This window comes from Vibrio panuliri, from assembly GCF_009938205.1.
Classification (GTDB): domain Bacteria; phylum Pseudomonadota; class Gammaproteobacteria; order Enterobacterales; family Vibrionaceae; genus Vibrio; species Vibrio panuliri.
This window is the reverse complement of sequence record NZ_AP019654.1, coordinates 2,608,903-2,626,200: the sequence shown is the minus strand read 5'-3', so window position 1 is coordinate 2,626,200 and position 17,298 is coordinate 2,608,903. Positions and strand designations below refer to the sequence as shown.

Genomic DNA, 17,298 nt, shown 5'->3' with positions numbered 1-17,298 from the left:
CTTTTTCAGTTATTGAACGGAGACGTTAACTTTGTTGTTGGCGTCGCTTCTGACGGTATCAACGGCTTGTTCGACAAACGGCTTGTTGGTGAGGTTGACTTGCAAACGAACGTTGTCATCAATCAGTTTTACCAGTGGTGCCCACTTTACTTTTTTCTCTTTTTCAAACAGATAATTAAAGTTGTCTGGGGTCCAATCCATGGTGTATTGCGGATTGAGTGAACGGCCTAAAAAGCGCACTTCGTAATGGAGGTGGGGACCTGTTGAGTTACCAGAGTTGCCGCATGTCGCGATCACATCACCTTTTGAGACAAACTGGCCGCTTTTGACTTTAAAGTGCTGTAAATGTGCGTAAGAGGTCATAAAGCCAAATGAATGGCGCAGCGTTAAGAAGTTACCAAACCCTTTTTTACTTGGTCTCACTGTCTCGATCACGCCGTCGGCAGGAGCGACTATCGGTGTGCCACGGTTACAGGTGAGGTCGATACCCGTATGCGTATGGCGTTTGCCTGTAATTGGGTTGGTACGGCGCCCATATGAAGAGGAAATCCGATTGTAATCTAATGGAGCGTCGTTAGGTATCATACGAAACATGGTGGCGCGAACCGCCGAATCGACTACCGCTGCATCTAAGCGGTCTTCCAAGTTTTGCTCATCGAGTGGCTCTTCGCCCGATAAACCCAACACGGCCTCTACATCATAGACTCGGCGACCAAGTACATGCAGCTGATCGCGCTTTTCTTCCAACTCTTGTGACAGTGTATGGGTGGTATCCATCTGCTCTTCGTAGAGTTGCTCTAGTGTCGTTTTCTGTTCGATAGAATGAGCCAGTTGTTGATTTAATTCGGCAATATGGCTTTGATTGTAATGGATATAACCAGCGGTGGAACCGATGATCGTGACACTGGCAGCAATAGACAGTAATAGAGCTGAACGACTGATAGAGAAATGTTGTGCCTCTTTACCAGTCGGAATAGTAATTGTTATTTTTCTTTGTGACATACAGCGGTGTTAGGAATATTCTGCTAGGTCCGATAGCTGTTCGATTTCACGATGCAGTAGCTGATCATCACCAACGTTGAGTTCAATTATACGTTTGATGTGACTAATACTATCGATATCAATATGTTCAATGATCACACGGGTTAACCCTTGCTCTTCACTGATAATTCTTCCTTTGAGCTCGATAGAGATGTCACTTTCTGGTAACTGGAATTTGACCTCTATTGGTTGGGTTAAATCCAGTTGATTGCTCTGGGAGCTACTTAGTAAGAGACCATGTAACGATAGATCTTTTACGCTGGCTTCCACTTGGTTCTCACCTTGGGAAACGACGGCTATTGCTTGATATACAATGCGTGAAAATCGACGACGTTCAATCATAGTTAACTCTCTTTCAATCCGTTTGTCTTTCAGCTTAACAGAAGAACTCTGTTTGCCATTTGGAATTGTTTAAAGATAGTGATGAAAGTCTTTTTTGTCGTTTTATTACGCAGTACTGTAAATCAAGAAAGGCCGCTATATTAGCGGCCTTAGAGCAAATTTCAAGCAGAGATCGTGTTCTATCTCTCTTGATTAAAGGGGGATTACTTAGAAATACGCTTGTACTTAATGCGGTGCGGTTCTGCCGCTTCAGGGCCAAGAGTTTTCTTCAACCAGTCCATGTACTCGGTGTAGTTACCTTCATAGAAGTTAACTTGACCTTCATCGCGATAGTCGATGATGTGCGTGGCGATACGGTCTAGGAACCAACGGTCGTGCGAGATAACCATTGCACACCCAGGGAACTCAAGTAGCGCTTCTTCAAGTGCACGTAGGGTTTCAACGTCTAGGTCGTTGGTTGGTTCATCGAGTAGCAGTACGTTACCGCCTGCTTTTAGCAGTTTCGCAAGGTGGACACGGTTACGCTCACCACCAGATAGCTCACCGATCACTTTTTGTTGATCAGAACCTTTGAAGTTGAAGCGTGAACAGTAAGCACGTGCTTGGATTTCAAAGTTGTTGATCTTGATAATGTCAGCGCCTTCCGAAATCTCTTGGAACACGGTGTTCTTATCGTTCATTGAGTCACGGAACTGGTCAACAGATGCCAGTTTAACCGTATCACCCATTTCGATAGTGCCCGAGTCTGGTTGCTCAGTACCACTTAGCATCTTGAACAGGGTCGATTTACCTGCACCGTTGGCACCGATGATACCCACGATAGCACCCTTAGGTATGCTGAATGATAGGTCATCAATCAGCACACGACCGTCAAATGACTTAGTGAGGTTCTTAACGTCGATAACCTTATCACCTAGGCGCTCACCTGGCGGAATGAACAGCTCGTTGGTTTCATTACGTTTTTGGTGATCAGTGCTTTGTAGCTCTTCAAAGCGCGCCATACGTGCTTTCGATTTTGCTTGGCGACCTTTAGGGTTCTTACGTACCCACTCAAGTTCTTTCTCGATCGTTTTTTGACGAGCACTTTCTTGAGATGCTTCTTGTTGCAGACGCGCATCTTTTTGCTCTAGCCAAGAGGTGTAGTTTCCTTGCCATGGAATACCTTCACCACGGTCAAGTTCTAGGATCCAGCCAGCGGCGTTGTCTAGGAAGTAACGGTCGTGCGTGATAGCCACAACAGTACCTGTGTAATCGACTAGGAAACGTTCTAGCCATGCAACAGACTCAGCATCCAAGTGGTTAGTTGGTTCGTCTAGTAGCAGCATATCTGGCTTTTCAAGTAGTAGGCGACAGATAGCGACACGGCGACGTTCACCACCAGAGAGGTGTTGAATTTTCTGATCCCATTCAGGAAGACGCAGTGCGTTGGCAGCACGCTCAAGAGCATTTTCTAGGTTGTGGCCGTCTTTCGCTTGGATAAGTGCTTCCAGTTCGCCTTGCTCTTTGGCTAGTGCGTCAAAGTCTGCATCTTCTTCAGCGTAAGCTGCATATACCGCGTCGAGGCGTTTGAGAGCGCCAGCCACATCAGCAACTGCTTCTTCAACGATTTCGCGTACTGTTTTAGACTCGTCAAGTACCGGTTCTTGAGGTAGGTAACCTACATTTAGACCTGGTTGTGGGCGTGCTTCACCGTCGATATCAGTATCGATACCTGCCATGATGCGCAACAGGGTAGATTTACCTGCACCGTTTAGACCAAGAACACCGATTTTTGCTCCAGGGAAGAAGCTTAGAGAAATGTCTTTAAGAATTTGACGCTTAGGTGGCACAATTTTGCTCACCCGCGACATGGTATATACGTATTCAGCCATTGCCGATCGTTCCTAACTTTCCATATACATAAACGTGTATTTTACACCAACCGAACAAGCATTGTTACCGAACCTGACAATTGATGCTGATTGACCCCGCATACTAACGAAATTTGTCTATTAGGGAAGGGGAATTGATTAAATGTGTCACACTTGTATGAAATAATTTCTATTTACAACTCTCTGCTTTACAGAAGCAATTAGAATAGTTTTATATACCCCACGTTACTCACGACAGTGAGGCGTAGTTCACTATATTTGTATCTCACAAGGACGAGATGACATGACGCCAAGGTTTTCTAAGTCGTTCTATCGACTTCCTTCATCGATATTGGCAGTGTCGACGATGATATATAGCGCAGCGAGTATTGCCGCTCCTTCTCTATCGGAGCAAAGAGCACTCTATGATCAAGCGCAACAGTTACTGGATCAAAAGCAAGTTGAAACCTACCTTGCATTACGTCCACAAATTGCTTCCTATCCACTGACGCCTTATGTGGATTACCGTACATTTTTGGTGCAACTTGGCGATAAATCGCCGCAGCAAGTGACAGATTTTATCGAGCAGCACAGAGACTTTCCGTTTTCCAATCGTATACGTGCGCCTTATCTCGATAAGCTAGCAAGCAGCAAGCAATGGCAAACCTTACTTGAGTTTCAAACTGACCTCCCGAGGGGAGAAAAGTACCAATGTCACTATTACAACGCCAAGTTACAAACCGGGCAAACAGAGGCGGCTTATAAAGGTGCGGAAGATTTGTGGCTACATGGACGCAGCGTTTCTGATGCTTGTGACCCTTTATTCTCGGCTTGGGATAAAGCTGGGCTGAAAACCGATCAACAGGTTCTTGAGCGGATGTTGCTTGCGTTTGATGCTCGTAATGGAAGTTTACTTAAGTACTTAGCGAAGCAAGTAACAGAGCCAAAAGCTCAGCAGCAAGCAAGTGCAATGAAAGCCTTGTTTGATAAACCTGAGAATGTCGCGGCATTTGCCAAGAAACAACCAGCGGATGAGTTCTATCGCCGACAAAGCGAAATGGCATTGGAAAAGTTAGCGCGTAAAAATGTCGAGCAGGCTCAGCAAGCGTGGCAGAAAGTGGTCGCAGGGCAAAAAATGTCTCAGCCGCAGGCGCAAAGTTTAGCGGATTATATTGCACTGCGTTTGATCAATACGGACTCAAGCTCACTAGCGGATTGGCGTGATGAGCAGATTAAAACCTCCCAAAACAGTAAGTTGATTGAACGACGCGCACGTCTAGCGATTCAACAGGCGGATTGGACTGGTGTGGCGAGTTGGATCGCGGTTCTGCCGTCGAATGTGCAGCAGTCTTTACGCTGGCAGTACTGGTTAGCACGTTCAGAGCTGGCGTTAGGCAAGAAAAAACAAGCGAACCAACGCCTTGAGAAAATTGTCGGTCAACGGAATTTCTACAGTGTTGCAGCGGCAAAAGAGCTAGGTCGTTCCGTGGTGTACCCGCAATCGACACTCAAACTTGATCGAGCAATGGTTAAACCATTTGATATCTCACTGCGTCGGATTGATGAGTTGATCCTACGAGATAAAATTGCGGCAGCCAAAAGTGAATGGCGTCATTTACTGCGGAACGTGACACAAGAGCAGCAGGCGCAACTGACCGCCTACGCTGCGTATAAGCGTTGGCATCACCTTACAGTGACAGGCAGTATCGAAGCGAAAATGTGGGATAACCTTGAGCTGAGGTTCCCCATCGCTCACCGCTGGTGGTTTAATTTCTATGGCGAGAAGCATAGCGTAGACCCGATTACCTTGATGTCTTTGGCTCGCCAAGAGAGTGCGATGGATGTCGAAGCAAAGTCACCGGTTGGTGCGAGAGGCATCATGCAAATTATGCCTTCGACAGCGAAGTACACTGCGCGCAAGTATGAACTGACCTATCAAGGTAGTGGCGATTTGTATCAAGTGGGCAAAAATATTGAGATTGGCAGTCGTTACCTGCAGAGTTTGCTTGAGCAGTACGATAACAATCGAATTTTTGCATTTGCAGCGTATAATGCGGGGCCAGGAAGAGTCAAAACGTGGCGTGAAAGAACACAAGGAAAATTAGATGCTTATGCATTTATCGAAGCCATTCCTTTCAATGAAACTCGCGGCTATGTGCAAAACATATTAATGTTTGAAGTTTACTATCGTGAGCTGTTAGGAGCGGATGGTGCGTTTCTTAAGCCACATGAAATGAATACTAAGTATTGAGCGAGCGCGTAAATCATGTCACAACAACCAGAGTATACTGATTGGCAACAGATCTTAGATTTGATTAAACAGAGCACAGCGACAGAACAGCATGAAATATTGCTAACGATGCTTTTGACTCCGGATGAAAGAGAGTCGTTGGTTGCGCGGGTGAATATTTTGCGTGAGCTACTTAAAGGTGAGTTGTCCCAGCGTCAGATCAGTCAAATGTTGGGCGTAGGTGTGGCGACCATTACTCGTGGCTCTAATGAGTTAAAATCCAAAAGTGATGATGAAAAGCAGGCGATCACCCAGCTTTTACAACGTCAATAATGAGAAAAGGTGCTTAGAGCACCTTTTCTTTTTTTAATCGCTTAGTAAGTTAGAGGTTCGCAGGGTAAAGCTCTAAGTTAGCGAAAGGAATCAGCGCTAAAATCAAAGCTTGATGGTAGACCGAGCTGCGAGTTAACTGATGCTTGGTTAGTAGGCCTATGGCTCCGCCTTTTTGTTTAATATTATGCGTATCAAACTCTTTATCCATGATATCTCCCAACTCGCTTTCCGCACTTAATTGAGCGGCGACATTGGGTGGAAGCATCATTCCTGCGGAACGTGACTCGCCGCGATGGGTTGCCGATTCAATGACCATCCAAGCAAAAGTAACGCCTTCTTCTACCCCTCCTTCTAGCCCGACGTAAAAGTCTCCGTTTGCCGCGAGTTTGGCATTTTTAACTCGATTGCGGGCTCCTTGATAGGTTTCTTGATTGCTCATCGGTTGAGCTGCAACATCACTAGCCACACTGATACCTTGGAAATGAAAATCTTGGCTAGGAAATGTCGCTTTAAAGGCGCTTTCAACCGCCGCTATTTTAGCTGGGTTAAGCGAAGCAACGATGACTGTTTGAGTGGGCATGATTCTCTACCTTTTTAGCACTGGCAAATTCTCGCAACTGACTAAGTTTGACTGGTGGAGAAAGGTAATAGCCCTGCATAAAATCACATTGATTGTCTGCAAGCCAATTATGCATATCCTCTGACTCTATGCCCTCAGCAGTGACGATCATGGCTTGAGAGTGACATAAATCAACCAAGGGTTTTACCACTTTGCGGTTGTCAGTCTTGATTAGTGCCGCTAAAAATTCGCGATCCAGTTTAATCTTCTGTACCGGATATTCTACTAGCTGTGTGATAGATGTATAGCCAGAACCAAAATCATCGATCGCGAGTTTAAATCCCATGGTTGAGAGTTCATGGAGCAAGGAGTAGCTTTGGGAGTCAGTCGCGAAAGTTTCAGTGATTTCAAAGTCCACCAGGTGCGGTTTTACTTGATACTGCAAAGACATCATCTGGATAAAAACCGCGAGTTGCTTGGAGTCGAGTTCAGCAGACGAGAGGTTGATCGACAGTTGAATTTCATGCTCAAACATCGCTTGGAGTCCAGAAAAGTCACGGAAGGCTTGCTCGATTACCCAGCGGTCAATATTGCCAAATATTCCTGTTTGCTCTGAGATAGGTATAAATTCTTCTGGCGCAACTTTACCAAGTTTTGGTGAATGCCAACGCAATAGCGCTTCAACACCAACCAGTTGCTCACCACTTCGGTTGTAGTAGGGTTGATAGCGTAGGGAAAACTCTTTATCAAACTCACCACTTCGCAAGGCTCGTTCAATTTGAGTCCGTCGTCTGACACTACTGTCTAATTTCTCGGAATAATAAGAGACTTGGTTTTTCCCTGCACGTTTAGCCTGATACATGGCGGTGTCTGCATTAGAGAGTAGGCTTTCTAAGCTCTTTCCGTCGCTGGGATAGCGCGCGATGCCAATACTTGCGGTAATCGGTAAGTTGCCCAGTGGTGAGTCACTGGTATCCACCAAGGGGTCGAGAATCGCTTGAGCGAGAGTATCTGCATGGTTGTTATGTCCCCCCGCGGCAACAAAAATCGCAAATTCATCACCAGAAAGCCTTGCAGGTAAACAGTTGACATGGTTAATGATTTGCCAGTCTTGACACAGTGTTTGAATATGGTTGGCGAAGTTGGTGAGCAGTTTATCGCCCGCACAGTGTCCGTATTTGTCGTTAACGTATTTAAAGTTATCTAAGTCAATGTAGAGGATCCACGCGTGTTGACAGTGGGCGTTGTTGGCAAGGCGATGTCGCACATGATTTTGAAATTGATAGCGATTGGCTAGTCCCGTTAGGTGGTCGTTTTCAGCCAGCGCTTTGGTTTTTTGATAGGCAGATTGTAACTCCTGATACATGCTGTAAAACCGTTCAGACAGACGCCCAATCTCGTCGTTGTTGGGTAATCTATCGATGTTATTGCGTTGGTTTCTTTCTAACTCGAGTAACTGTTTGTCGAGCTTGGTGAGTGGACTAGTGACATGGTGATAGAGTAAACGCAACAATAGTAGCAGGGTGAAGATCGATGAGCCGATAAAGAAAACAAAGAGTCGTGACTTAATTTCTCGCAGTTTCTCTTCCAGCAAGTACTGGGCAGGGTCAAGGGTGGCAAATAGCCCAGACTTGAGTTCAATGGATTGATTGAGCCCGCTCTTATCCACCGCTTGATCAGTAAAAAAGATCGAGCTATCGGTGTCAAATTCGATTAAACGTTGTAATTGATCAAACTGCTCAAGAGTCATATAGACCATAAATAAAGTGTTGCCCGCACCGCTACTGGGGAGTGCTTTGTTCCAGATCTTAGGTTCAATGACTTGATAGTGAATCAAAATACTTTGACCCTGCTGGTTTTTACTAAAACCAATATGCTCTTTGTTGCCACCTAAGGTATTGGCAAGCCGAACGTATTCTAATGCACGAATATCGATGGTGGAGAAAGGATCTTTTTGATTGTCGGCAAAGAATCTAGGTTTGTACTGGTCATCTAAGATGGCAATGCCAATAGAGTCTTGCGAGACAGACTGAAAACTGTTGATGATTCGTTGCATGCTATTGAGCATGTCGACTTCGATAAATGCGTTTCCTTGATTGCGCAGATATTTTAAAACAATTTCACTGCGGGATAAGGTCAATGCGTAACTGTTGACCAACGCATAGGACTGCCGAAAGTGACCGGCAAGTTTTTCCATCGTTAACTGCAAATAACTGGTTTCTCGCTTGATGAGCGCATCTTTTTGATTTTCATAGATGCCATAACTCGAAATCGCAGCGCTGAGTAGTATCACGGGGGCAACGAGTAACAGGACTCTTGTATTGAGTTTCATGGTCATTTAACAACAGACTTAGATTCTGGGCTTTTAGGCTTAGGTTATCGCCAGAAAGAGCCTATTCTGTTTGGCCTAACGACGCTGAATTACATTTTGGTGCTCAATAATGCATCAATTTCACTGAAATCCATCACTAGTTTTAGTCAACTTCTGCAGGCCGTTGCAGCTTTGATTGTCGTTACATTTATTACATTGATTTTGAGATCTTTAGCTGGTGGTAGAGGGTGAGTGTGAGACAGAGCGCTGGGATATTTATCGGTTGGAAGAATTGTCACTGTGGAAGTGGCATGCAAGCACTGAACATCAGTCAACGTGCTTGCATGGGGTAGCCTGAAAGCGGATTAAATGAGTTTCACTTGCGTCGGTTTAACATTTTCGCTTGGATAGCAACCGAGCACTTTCAAGTGTTTAGTGATGCGAGTCAGCTCAGACAGTGCGGTTTGCATATTTTCTGAATCTAAGTGGGCATCGACATCGACATAGAACATCTCCTCCCATGGGTTGCCCATGATTGGACGAGACTCCAGCTTGGTCATGTTAATTTGATAGCGCTGCAGCACAAGTAAGGTTGCAACCAGTGATCCCGTCTCTTGTGATGTGGACATAATCAGGGTCGTTTTCGCCGGAATTTGCGGCGAGACTTCAACAGGTTTACGCGCGACAATAATGAAGCGAGTATGATTTTCTGTTTGGTTAGCAATATTGCCCTGAATAGCTTGAAGACCATAGAGCTTCCCTGATGATGCATTGCCGATCGCTGCAACATCAGTGCGATTTAGTTCTCGCACTTTTTGCATCGCATCAGCGGTGCTTGCGCAGGTTTTTAGCTCGATATTCTTTAATCGACCTAAAAATTCACTGCATTGCTGATGGGGTTGAGGATGTGAATAGAGTGTCGTTAGGTTTTCAAGACGAATCTCTTCGGTGGCGACTAAACAGTGCTCAATCGGCAAAGTAATCTCACCAACGATATATAGGGTGGTATGTTGGAGTAAGTCATAGACTTCGTTGATTGAGCCAGAACTGGTATTTTCAATTGGCAAAACGCCATAGTCTGCATGCCCTGACTCAACGGTTGTGGCGACATCGCGAAAACCGTCACAGTTTAGTTCAATAAGCTCAGTGTTTTTACGGCTGAAATACTCTCGACTGGCTAAGTGAGAGTATGATCCTTTGGAACCTAAAAAGGCGACCCGAGCAAGCGGCTTTCGGCTTAGTTGAGGGTTAGCCAAGTTTTGCAAGTAAGCTTGCTGAAGCAGAACAGAATCTTCGATGATGGCGTGAAACAGTTTCGTGATGTATTGCGCATCTAGGTCATATTTCTCAAGACCACTATTGATCAGTTTCACCAGTAACTGCTGCTCGCGTTCGGCGTCGCGAACGGGTTTTGCCGTCTCGACTTTACTTTTCGCGACTTCAATACTCATCTTACGGCGCTCAGAAAGTAGCTGTAACAGTTTATCGTCGAGTTCGTTGAGTCGAACTCGAATTTCGTCAAGAGAGTATTGTGGTTCTGTCATCCTATTATCCTTAAATAAAAAAACCTCCCTAGAGGGAGGCTTTCTGTTCGTTTTTGACTTATCTTCCGCAAACGAGTCAGCCTCCAAAACCTATTGGAGAAAAAACAAGTCGAAAAAGAACAGTTGGGTTAATCGCATAAATTTCATTCACAGTATGTGTTGTTAAACACAATAAGCAACCGTGTTTTCAGCGTCAAGCAAAAAAATAGCGCCTTACGGCGCTATTTCTCACATCGTTTAATTATTCCGCGTCTTCTACTTCAAGCTCCGGCTTATCGCTGCGGCGAGCTTCTGGTTTATGGCGTAGTTTGTTTAGCTGACGTTCTAGTTTCTGTTCTACCTCATTAACGGCAGCGTATAAATCTTCGTGGATTGCTGAAGCAACTAATTTTCCTTTTGGTACCGTGATAACTGCTTCAAATTTCATCTGTTTGTTTGGCTCTTCGCTAAACGAAGTTTGGCAGCCAATAATGTCTACTTGCCATTTCTCAAGTTTTTTAAACTTGCTCTCAATGTGCGTGCGGATTGCAGAGGTGATGTCGATGTTTTTACCAGTGATGTTTACTTTCATAAATGTTTTTCCTCTGTAGCATCCCTCATGGGTTAACTCCAGATTACTGATTCAGGCAGGAAAGAATGTGATCTGTATCACTATTTTGAAGGGGTTATTTTTGCTCGGATTCATTTGTGATCTTTCTCAAACTGTCTTTGAATCATAGGTTGAAAAAGCTTGTGAAACGAAAAAAACACGTTAGATTGGTAAGGGTCTCTTGCTAAAAAGCCTCTGTTTTTTAGGGCACTAATGCGACCTAAAAACATCATCTGCTCAAACCTTAATCACTCCAGTGTTGTGATTTATATCACCAAAAAACTTCGTCGTAGCTACATTCCCCCTTTTTCTCACTGACTTGGTTATTTCTCCTCTATTTCAATTGGGAATATCAGCGGGTTAGTTTGTGAATGATTTGATTGACTGCGACTATCTTGTAGTAATGCAAGCTGTGTGTAGATAATGAAATAGCGATTGATATTGGAGACATATTGAACTGGCTCTCTGCCTATATTGCGTCTTGTCACGATCTCAACATTCTTAAACCATTTATTTTCATCATAGCCTTGCTGGCGCGCAAGTCGACGCATCTTGCGGATGTTACCCGGTCCTGCGTTGTAGGCTGCAAGTGCAAAGTAGACTTTATTGTCAGCAGTAATGTCCATCTCGTTAAAGTAGCGGTCTTTGATAAAGCGCATGTACTTTACACCCGCGTGAATATTGCTATCGGTGTTATAGATGTTGCGAATATTGATGTTGGGATCTCTTGCGGTACTCGGCAAGACCTGCATGATACCTACCGCTCCCATGTGTGAGACCTTACGCTGATCTAACCCTGACTCTTGATAGCCTTGCGCTGAAATCATTAAAGGGTCGAAGTTATAGCGTGAAGAGTATTTGACGAAGATCTGCGATAGCGACTCCAGTTTGCGAATATTGTTGGGATCTAATACTTGCCTTAGCCAGCGGGTGCTGTCGAGATATTTTCCATAAATCACGTTGCCCATTAACGTGCCAGAGCGGTGTTTCGCGAGATACTGATTGACGACCGATTTTAGTTTTGGGCTTTGTTTTCGCATCGCCCACGCAATCTCGCCATGTTGACGTAAGGGAAGCGCTTTGTGGGCTCGAATATTGTTCATTACGCTTAACCATAACTCACTCTTATGGCTATCAAGCACGGTCGCTTTAATATGACCTTGATTAACCATCTCCATGATTTCGTAGTCTTGTAGCGTTTCTTGCAGAAAACGAATTAAGACTGGCGGTTTACCTAGTTTATTGAGTTTGTTATTCAACGCTTGCAGGCTTTCAAAGTAACTCGAACTTGCCCTTACCCAAAATTCTTTACCACTTAATTGGGTGATATTTGTATATTGCGGTGTTTTTTGGTTGGTAATGATCCATTCGTCGACACCTTTGCGCACTGGAGTACTGAAATCAACTTGCCCAAGGCGCTGCTCTGTAATAGTAAGATTTGCTACAACTAAATCACCATACCCTTGCACAAGCAGTGGCAGGAGATCGTCTCGCTCGACAGGAATCACCTGTAAATTAAGGTATGAAGAGCGCTTTTTGAGTTGCTTTTCAAAATGATAAAGCAGTTCAGCTAAGATACCTTTGGGTTGTCCTGCCTCGATGTAATAAAAACCCAGATCGGCTGATACGAGCACGCGGATAACCCCCTTTTTCTCCAATGTCGGTAAATCACCAAAATGTGGTTGCTTATCCAGAGGGGTAAGAGACAACGCGGAGGAGGTGAGAGGTAGTAAGCATAACAGCGTGAGTAATATCACTTTGACCATTTAAGTTCCCGTGGTGATTTGCGACTTATTATGCCGTGCCGCAGAATAGTTCCCTGTTAGTTAAAAGTAGCGCGTGTCGATAAGTTATCAAGTTCCCCTCTTCTGCTTCATTGGTTTGAAAAACAACAAGTTCTCGTATGACGCTGGCTTAACACTTTGTTCACTCAATTGCTCATTTAAATTAAACCAATTACTTATATTTCCGTGACTTAGCTTTTAAATCGTTAGTTCTATGTGAAGTGAATCGCAAAATATATTTTGTGAGTGTCATTAAAAAATATTAGGCGTATATAAGCTGGATAAATCTAATTTGGTGGTTAATTCGTTTGCTGAATTAACTTTTTCATAGTTGAAAATTCTGGTGAGTCATGAGTTTTAGAGATTTAAAAATTAGAAACAAAATTGCGGTGATTTTTGTGGCCCTTGCGATTGCGATTGCGATGCAAGTTCTTTTTATGATCAAGCAAATCGATCATATCCGCGATGCTTTGGTGGTATTTACTGATACAACGGTGCCAAGTGTGCTGCAAGTTAAAGATATGAAGATCAATCTTGAAGAGATTCGACGTGATCAGTACGCCATTGTCGCTAACCCAAACCATGATCTTGTACCGATCTGGAAAGAGAACATGGACAAATTTGAAAATGAAATTGCTCAGAGTTTAACTGCTTATCAGCAGGGACTTTGGGACGAAAGAGACCGCTCAGCATATAAGGCTTTAGAACAAAGTTGGCATGCCTATCAGAGTCAGTTGGCTGAATTTCGCGAGCTGGTTGATAGTGATTTAATTGCAGAAGCGAATGACCTGACAGTCGATGGTTATGAGCAGTACCAAACGACATTTGAGTTTATGAGTGCGCTGGAAAGCCTCAACCAAGCCTACATAGAAGAAGATAAGCGTGTTGCAGAAGAGCGCGTTAGCCAAACATTGCTTGTGGGTGGAGTGAGTATCGGTGCTTTAGTTGCCTTTATGTTGATCACTGGATGGGTGCTCACCAAGCAGATATGTGCGCCATTGAGCAAGGTGATGGAGTTAGCCAAAGTGATTTCACTTGGAGACTTAACTCAAACCGTCAATCGTAGTGAGTTTGGTCAAGATGAGCTAGGTGAGTTGGCGGATACTTGTGCTCAGATGCAAGCCAAATTACATGAAATGGTTTTGCAGATCGCCAGTTCTGCCACTCAATTAGCGGCGTCGATTGAGGAAGTGAGCGCTGTTTCTGAGCAAACAGAGCAAGGTATGATTAGCCAGCAAAATCAAATTAACTTAGTGGCGACGGCGATGCATCAATTGCAAGCGACGGTTAACGAAGTCGCGAGCAACACTGAGGAGGCTTCAACGGCGGCTGGATTTGCCAGCACGACAGCGCGTCAAGGTGCCGATGGCGTATCAACGGCTGCTGAGCAAATTGTTTACGCTCGTGAGGTCATAGAAAGCACTGGAACGATGGTGGCACAATTGGAAAAAGACTCTAGCAATATCAGTATGGTGGTCGATGTCATCCAAAATATTGCAGAGCAAACCAACTTATTGGCGCTCAATGCTGCCATTGAAGCGGCTCGGGCGGGAGAACAGGGACGAGGCTTTGCGGTTGTGGCTGATGAAGTCCGCACCTTAGCGGGTAGAACACAAAGCTCTACCGAGGAGATTGTGCGTATCATTGAACAGTTGCAACAACGGGCGAAAAGCGCAGTAGAGGCAACGGCGAAAAGCTGTGAAGCAATTGGTTCATGTACCGAACAAGCGAGTTCTGTCGGTGGCATTATTGATGGAATTGGAAACTCGGTTGACGATATCGCCAGTATGAATATTCAAATTGCCAGCGCATGTAGCGAGCAAAGTTCAGTATCTGAAGAGCTACTGAGAAATGTAGAGAATATTCATCACTCATCGATTGAGGTGGCTGCTGGGTCCACACAAACTGCGCAAGCTTGTAGTGAACTGAGTCAGTTAGCATCGAATATGCAGACGATTATTCAGCAATTTAAAGTTGCTTAAATAAGATAAAAAAAACCGCTTCATTGAAGCGGTTTTTTTATTTGAAGCGAGTTTTTAACTCGGATTGAGCTTGATTAACTGGCGAGTGCGCTCTGCCGCTTCCTCCAACCCAAGCTCCTCGTATGCTTCTAACTGGATCTCTAGAGATTGGCGCGCAGCTTCCGTATTAGGGTAAGTTTTTTGCAACTCTTGACAGCGGTTGATTGCTGCAATCCACGCCTCTCGGCGCAGATAGAAATCCGCTGTTGCAAGGTCATAATTAGCCAAGCGGTTCTTGAGTGCATACATACGCTTCTGCGCATCCTCTGCGTAAGGACTGTTCGGGTAACGCTCTAAGAGTTTCTTGAAGTCAGCAAAGGCAGATTTAACTGGCTCTGGGTCTCGGTCGCTACGGTCAATGTTGAAAACATCGTGCATAAAGTTACGGTCTTGAGCCATATGAGTCAGACCACGCATGTAAAGAACCCAATCCAGCTTTTCGTTCGTTGGGTTTAAACGAATAAAACGTTCGATTGTAGCGAGGCCTAATGCCAAATCATTGTTCTTATAATAAGCATAGATAAGATCAAGTTGAACTTGCTCAGAGTAAGCTCCGAATGGGTAGCGTGAGTCGAGCGCTTCAAGTTTGCTGATGGCTGTTGTCCAACTACCTTGTTGCAGTAATTCTTGAGCTTCGGAGTAAAGCTCTGATGGCGGTACATCTGGAACAATCTCTTCGCTGCTGGAACAACCGACGAGTAAACTAAGTGCCAATAATCCAGATAAAGTATGCTGTTTCATGTCAGGAGTCGATTCCTTGAAGTAAATAATTCTCTCGCTTCCGTTACTTTCTTGTCGGTAGCAGATACAATGGAGCAATATTCTTCCATACTAGTGACAATTAGTCTCACAGTTTTTAAAAAAGTTCGATATGGCTCAGCAGATTGAATTAACCAATACAGTAAAAGATAGTCAATTAGGTCAACGTCTTGACCAGGCTATCGCAGAAATTTTTGCCGACTTCTCACGTTCGCGACTCAAAGAGTGGTTGCTTGCGGGTAAAGTTCAAGTTAATGGCGAGGTGATTACCAAGCCGCGAACGAGAGTAATGGGTGGCGAAGTCATCACACTGCAAGCGGAACTTGAAGATGAAGAGCGTTGGGAAGCGCAAGATATTCCGTTGGATATCGTCTTTGAAGATGATGACATCATTGTAATTAACAAACCGCGTGATTTTGTTGTGCACCCAGGTGCGGGTACGCCAGATGGCACAGTGCTAAACGCATTGCTTCATCATTACCCTGATATTGCGGAAGTACCACGTGCGGGTATCGTGCACCGTCTAGATAAAGACACGACGGGTTTAATGGTGGTTGCGAAAACCGTGCCTGCACAAACCCGTTTAGTGCGAGCACTGCAAAAGCGCAATATTACTCGTGAGTATGAAGCGATTGCCATTGGTCGTATGACCGCTGGTGGTAAGGTTGATCAGCCAATTGGTCGTCACTCGACTAAACGCACACTGATGGCCGTGAGCCCTATGGGTAAACCAGCCGTGACGCATTATCGTGTCGCAGAGCACTTCCGTGAGCATACTCGCATTCGCCTACGTCTAGAAACTGGCCGTACGCACCAGATTCGTGTTCACATGTCTTACCTGCAGCACCCATTGCTTGGTGATGCCGCTTACGGTGGACGTGCGCGCATTCCTTCGGGAGCAACGCAAGCGCTAACGGATATGATTCGTGGTTTTGACCGCCAAGCGCTGCATGCGGTAATGCTGCGTTTTGAGCATCCAATCACAGGCGAAGAGCTTGAGTTCCATGCTCCAGTGCCAGATGATATGGTTGCAATGACCGAAGCATTGCGCCTTGATACTCAAGAGCACGGATTAGAAGAAGAGTACTAACCATGTCGCTAATTATCCCTAAGTGGAAAGTGCCAAAACAGGTAAAAGCCATTTCGACCACACGTCTCGGCGGCTGTTCTGTTGCACCATATCAAGGTTTAAATCTTGGTAGTCACGTTGGGGATGAATTAGCAGCGGTACTTGAAAATCGCCAATCTCTTGTTGTTCAAGCGTCAATGCCCAGTGCGCCTGTTTGGTTAAACCAAACGCATTCCACTCATGTGGAAGTCGTGAGCAAACCAACAGACCAAATATTGGATGCAGACGGTGTATTTACCGCTCAACCCGGTGTTGTCTGTTCAGCAATGACAGCAGATTGCATGCCAGTACTACTGACTAACACTCAAGGTACACAAGTGGCCGCGGTTCATGCTGGATGGCGTGGTTTAGCGCACGGTATTGTTGAGAATGCGGTAGAGCTTTTTGACGGCGAAGTGATTGCTTGGCTTGGCCCTGCTATTGGTCCTTCGGCTTTTGAAGTGGGTGATGATGTGTTGCAAGCATTCTGCGATTCTGATTCGCAAGCGAGCATAGCTTTTAAGCCGACAGGTAAAGCGGGAAAATGGTGGGCTAACATGGATCAAATCGCAACCCAGCGCTTAAATAAGCTCGGTGTTCAACAAGTCTTTGCCAGTGGTATGTGTACCTATGCGGATCCAGAACGCTTTTATTCTTATCGCCGCGATGGCGTTACAGGGCGGCAAGCCAGTTTAATATGGCTTGAGTAATCTTAAAGGCTGACATTTGTCAGCCTTTTTCCTTTCTGCTCCCTTGAAAATCTGCCTAAGCGTAGCCATCTTTCATACTGAAATAGAATTACCTCAGTTGAGTTTAGGAAGGTTGAA

14 protein-coding genes and 1 other annotated feature are annotated in these 17,298 nt (G+C 44.9%); of the genes, 5 read left to right on the top strand and 9 right to left on the bottom strand.

The features are described 5' to 3' along the window. Positions 1-9: 9 nt before the first annotated feature. The 3 genes from GZK95_RS11985 to ettA all read right to left on the bottom strand — a co-directional run bounded on the left by GZK95_RS11985 (position 10) and on the right by ettA (position 3,254). Positions 10-1,002, bottom strand: a complete 993-nt coding sequence (locus tag GZK95_RS11985; RefSeq protein ID WP_075710999.1) for a M23 family metallopeptidase — start codon at positions 1,000-1,002, stop codon at positions 10-12. A gap of 9 nt (positions 1,003-1,011) precedes the next feature. After that, a complete protein-coding gene (locus tag GZK95_RS11980) occupies positions 1,012-1,383 on the bottom strand; it encodes a PilZ domain-containing protein (RefSeq protein WP_075710997.1) in 372 nt (123 codons plus the stop codon). A 203-nt stretch (positions 1,384-1,586) separates the two neighbouring features. Further along, positions 1,587-3,254, bottom strand: a complete 1,668-nt coding sequence (ettA, locus tag GZK95_RS11975; RefSeq protein WP_075710995.1) for an energy-dependent translational throttle protein EttA — start codon at positions 3,252-3,254, stop codon at positions 1,587-1,589. Between the two features lie 283 nt (positions 3,255-3,537). Between ettA and sltY the strand changes: the two genes are divergently transcribed. Continuing rightward, complete coding sequence (gene sltY / locus GZK95_RS11970) at positions 3,538-5,484, top strand: murein transglycosylase (RefSeq protein WP_075713034.1); 1,947 nt, start codon at positions 3,538-3,540, stop codon at positions 5,482-5,484. A 15-nt stretch (positions 5,485-5,499) separates the two neighbouring features. Next, positions 5,500-5,796, top strand: a complete 297-nt coding sequence (trpR, locus tag GZK95_RS11965) for a trp operon repressor (protein WP_075710991.1) — start codon at positions 5,500-5,502, stop codon at positions 5,794-5,796. A gap of 49 nt (positions 5,797-5,845) precedes the next feature. Here trpR and yjjX read toward each other — a convergent pair whose 3' ends face one another. From yjjX to GZK95_RS11940, 5 genes are all read right to left on the bottom strand, one after another. Continuing rightward, entirely contained in the window at positions 5,846-6,376 is a 531-nt protein-coding gene (gene yjjX / locus GZK95_RS11960; protein ID WP_075710989.1) for an inosine/xanthosine triphosphatase, read from the bottom strand. Further along, positions 6,342-8,687 (bottom strand): putative bifunctional diguanylate cyclase/phosphodiesterase, encoded by a 2,346-nt coding sequence (locus tag GZK95_RS11955; protein ID WP_075711136.1) that lies wholly within the window; start codon positions 8,685-8,687, stop codon positions 6,342-6,344. The genes yjjX and GZK95_RS11955 overlap by 35 nt, the downstream gene beginning before the upstream one ends. Positions 8,688-9,031: 344 nt before the next feature. Continuing rightward, positions 9,032-10,210, bottom strand: a complete 1,179-nt coding sequence (gene pheA / locus GZK95_RS11950; protein WP_075710987.1) for a prephenate dehydratase — start codon at positions 10,208-10,210, stop codon at positions 9,032-9,034. A gap of 13 nt (positions 10,211-10,223) precedes the next feature. Continuing rightward, positions 10,224-10,344, bottom strand: a sequence feature (Phe leader region). A 107-nt stretch (positions 10,345-10,451) separates the two neighbouring features. After that, positions 10,452-10,781: a ribosome hibernation-promoting factor, HPF/YfiA family gene (gene hpf / locus GZK95_RS11945; protein WP_075710985.1), complete on the bottom strand. Its 330-nt coding sequence runs from the start codon at positions 10,779-10,781 to the stop codon at positions 10,452-10,454. A gap of 341 nt (positions 10,782-11,122) precedes the next feature. Further along, positions 11,123-12,565 carry an MltF family protein gene (locus GZK95_RS11940; RefSeq protein WP_075710983.1) on the bottom strand — a complete coding sequence of 481 codons (1,443 nt, stop codon included), beginning with the start codon at positions 12,563-12,565 and terminating at the stop codon, positions 11,123-11,125. A 368-nt stretch (positions 12,566-12,933) separates the two neighbouring features. On the opposite strand from GZK95_RS11940, the gene GZK95_RS11935 reads away from it, so the two are divergent. Further along, positions 12,934-14,565, top strand: a complete 1,632-nt coding sequence (locus GZK95_RS11935) for a methyl-accepting chemotaxis protein (RefSeq protein WP_075713572.1) — start codon at positions 12,934-12,936, stop codon at positions 14,563-14,565. Positions 14,566-14,619: 54 nt separating this feature from the next. Here the strand turns inward: GZK95_RS11935 and GZK95_RS11930 are convergent, their stop codons facing one another. Further along, positions 14,620-15,345 (bottom strand): outer membrane protein assembly factor BamD, encoded by a 726-nt coding sequence (locus GZK95_RS11930; RefSeq protein WP_075710979.1) that lies wholly within the window; start codon positions 15,343-15,345, stop codon positions 14,620-14,622. Positions 15,346-15,475: 130 nt separating this feature from the next. On the opposite strand from GZK95_RS11930, the gene rluD reads away from it, so the two are divergent. Then, positions 15,476-16,453 carry a 23S rRNA pseudouridine(1911/1915/1917) synthase RluD gene (rluD, locus tag GZK95_RS11925; protein WP_075710977.1) on the top strand — a complete coding sequence of 326 codons (978 nt, stop codon included), beginning with the start codon at positions 15,476-15,478 and terminating at the stop codon, positions 16,451-16,453. A gap of 2 nt (positions 16,454-16,455) precedes the next feature. Beyond that, entirely contained in the window at positions 16,456-17,181 is a 726-nt protein-coding gene (gene pgeF / locus GZK95_RS11920) for a peptidoglycan editing factor PgeF (protein ID WP_075713574.1), read from the top strand. Positions 17,182-17,298: the final 117 nt, after the last annotated feature.

Bases quoted from the DNA above. Each gene is read 5' to 3' on its own strand.
- GZK95_RS11930 (WP_075710979.1), bottom strand. From the start codon at position 15,345: ATGAAACAGCATACTTTATCTGGATTATTGGCACTTAGTTTACTCGTC.
- GZK95_RS11940 (WP_075710983.1), bottom strand. From the start codon at position 12,565: ATGGTCAAAGTGATATTACTCACGCTGTTATGCTTACTACCTCTCACC.
- sltY (WP_075713034.1), top strand. From the start codon at position 3,538: ATGACGCCAAGGTTTTCTAAGTCGTTCTATCGACTTCCTTCATCGATA.
- pheA (WP_075710987.1), bottom strand. From the start codon at position 10,210: ATGACAGAACCACAATACTCTCTTGACGAAATTCGAGTTCGACTCAAC.
- ettA (WP_075710995.1), bottom strand. From the start codon at position 3,254: ATGGCTGAATACGTATATACCATGTCGCGGGTGAGCAAAATTGTGCCA.
- rluD (WP_075710977.1), top strand. From the start codon at position 15,476: ATGGCTCAGCAGATTGAATTAACCAATACAGTAAAAGATAGTCAATTA.
- hpf (WP_075710985.1), bottom strand. From the start codon at position 10,781: ATGAAAGTAAACATCACTGGTAAAAACATCGACATCACCTCTGCAATC.
- GZK95_RS11985 (WP_075710999.1), bottom strand. From the start codon at position 1,002: ATGTCACAAAGAAAAATAACAATTACTATTCCGACTGGTAAAGAGGCA.
- trpR (WP_075710991.1), top strand. From the start codon at position 5,500: ATGTCACAACAACCAGAGTATACTGATTGGCAACAGATCTTAGATTTG.
- GZK95_RS11980 (WP_075710997.1), bottom strand. From the start codon at position 1,383: ATGATTGAACGTCGTCGATTTTCACGCATTGTATATCAAGCAATAGCC.
- pgeF (WP_075713574.1), top strand. From the start codon at position 16,456: ATGTCGCTAATTATCCCTAAGTGGAAAGTGCCAAAACAGGTAAAAGCC.
- yjjX (WP_075710989.1), bottom strand. From the start codon at position 6,376: ATGCCCACTCAAACAGTCATCGTTGCTTCGCTTAACCCAGCTAAAATA.
- GZK95_RS11935 (WP_075713572.1), top strand. From the start codon at position 12,934: ATGAGTTTTAGAGATTTAAAAATTAGAAACAAAATTGCGGTGATTTTT.
- GZK95_RS11955 (WP_075711136.1), bottom strand. From the start codon at position 8,687: ATGAAACTCAATACAAGAGTCCTGTTACTCGTTGCCCCCGTGATACTA.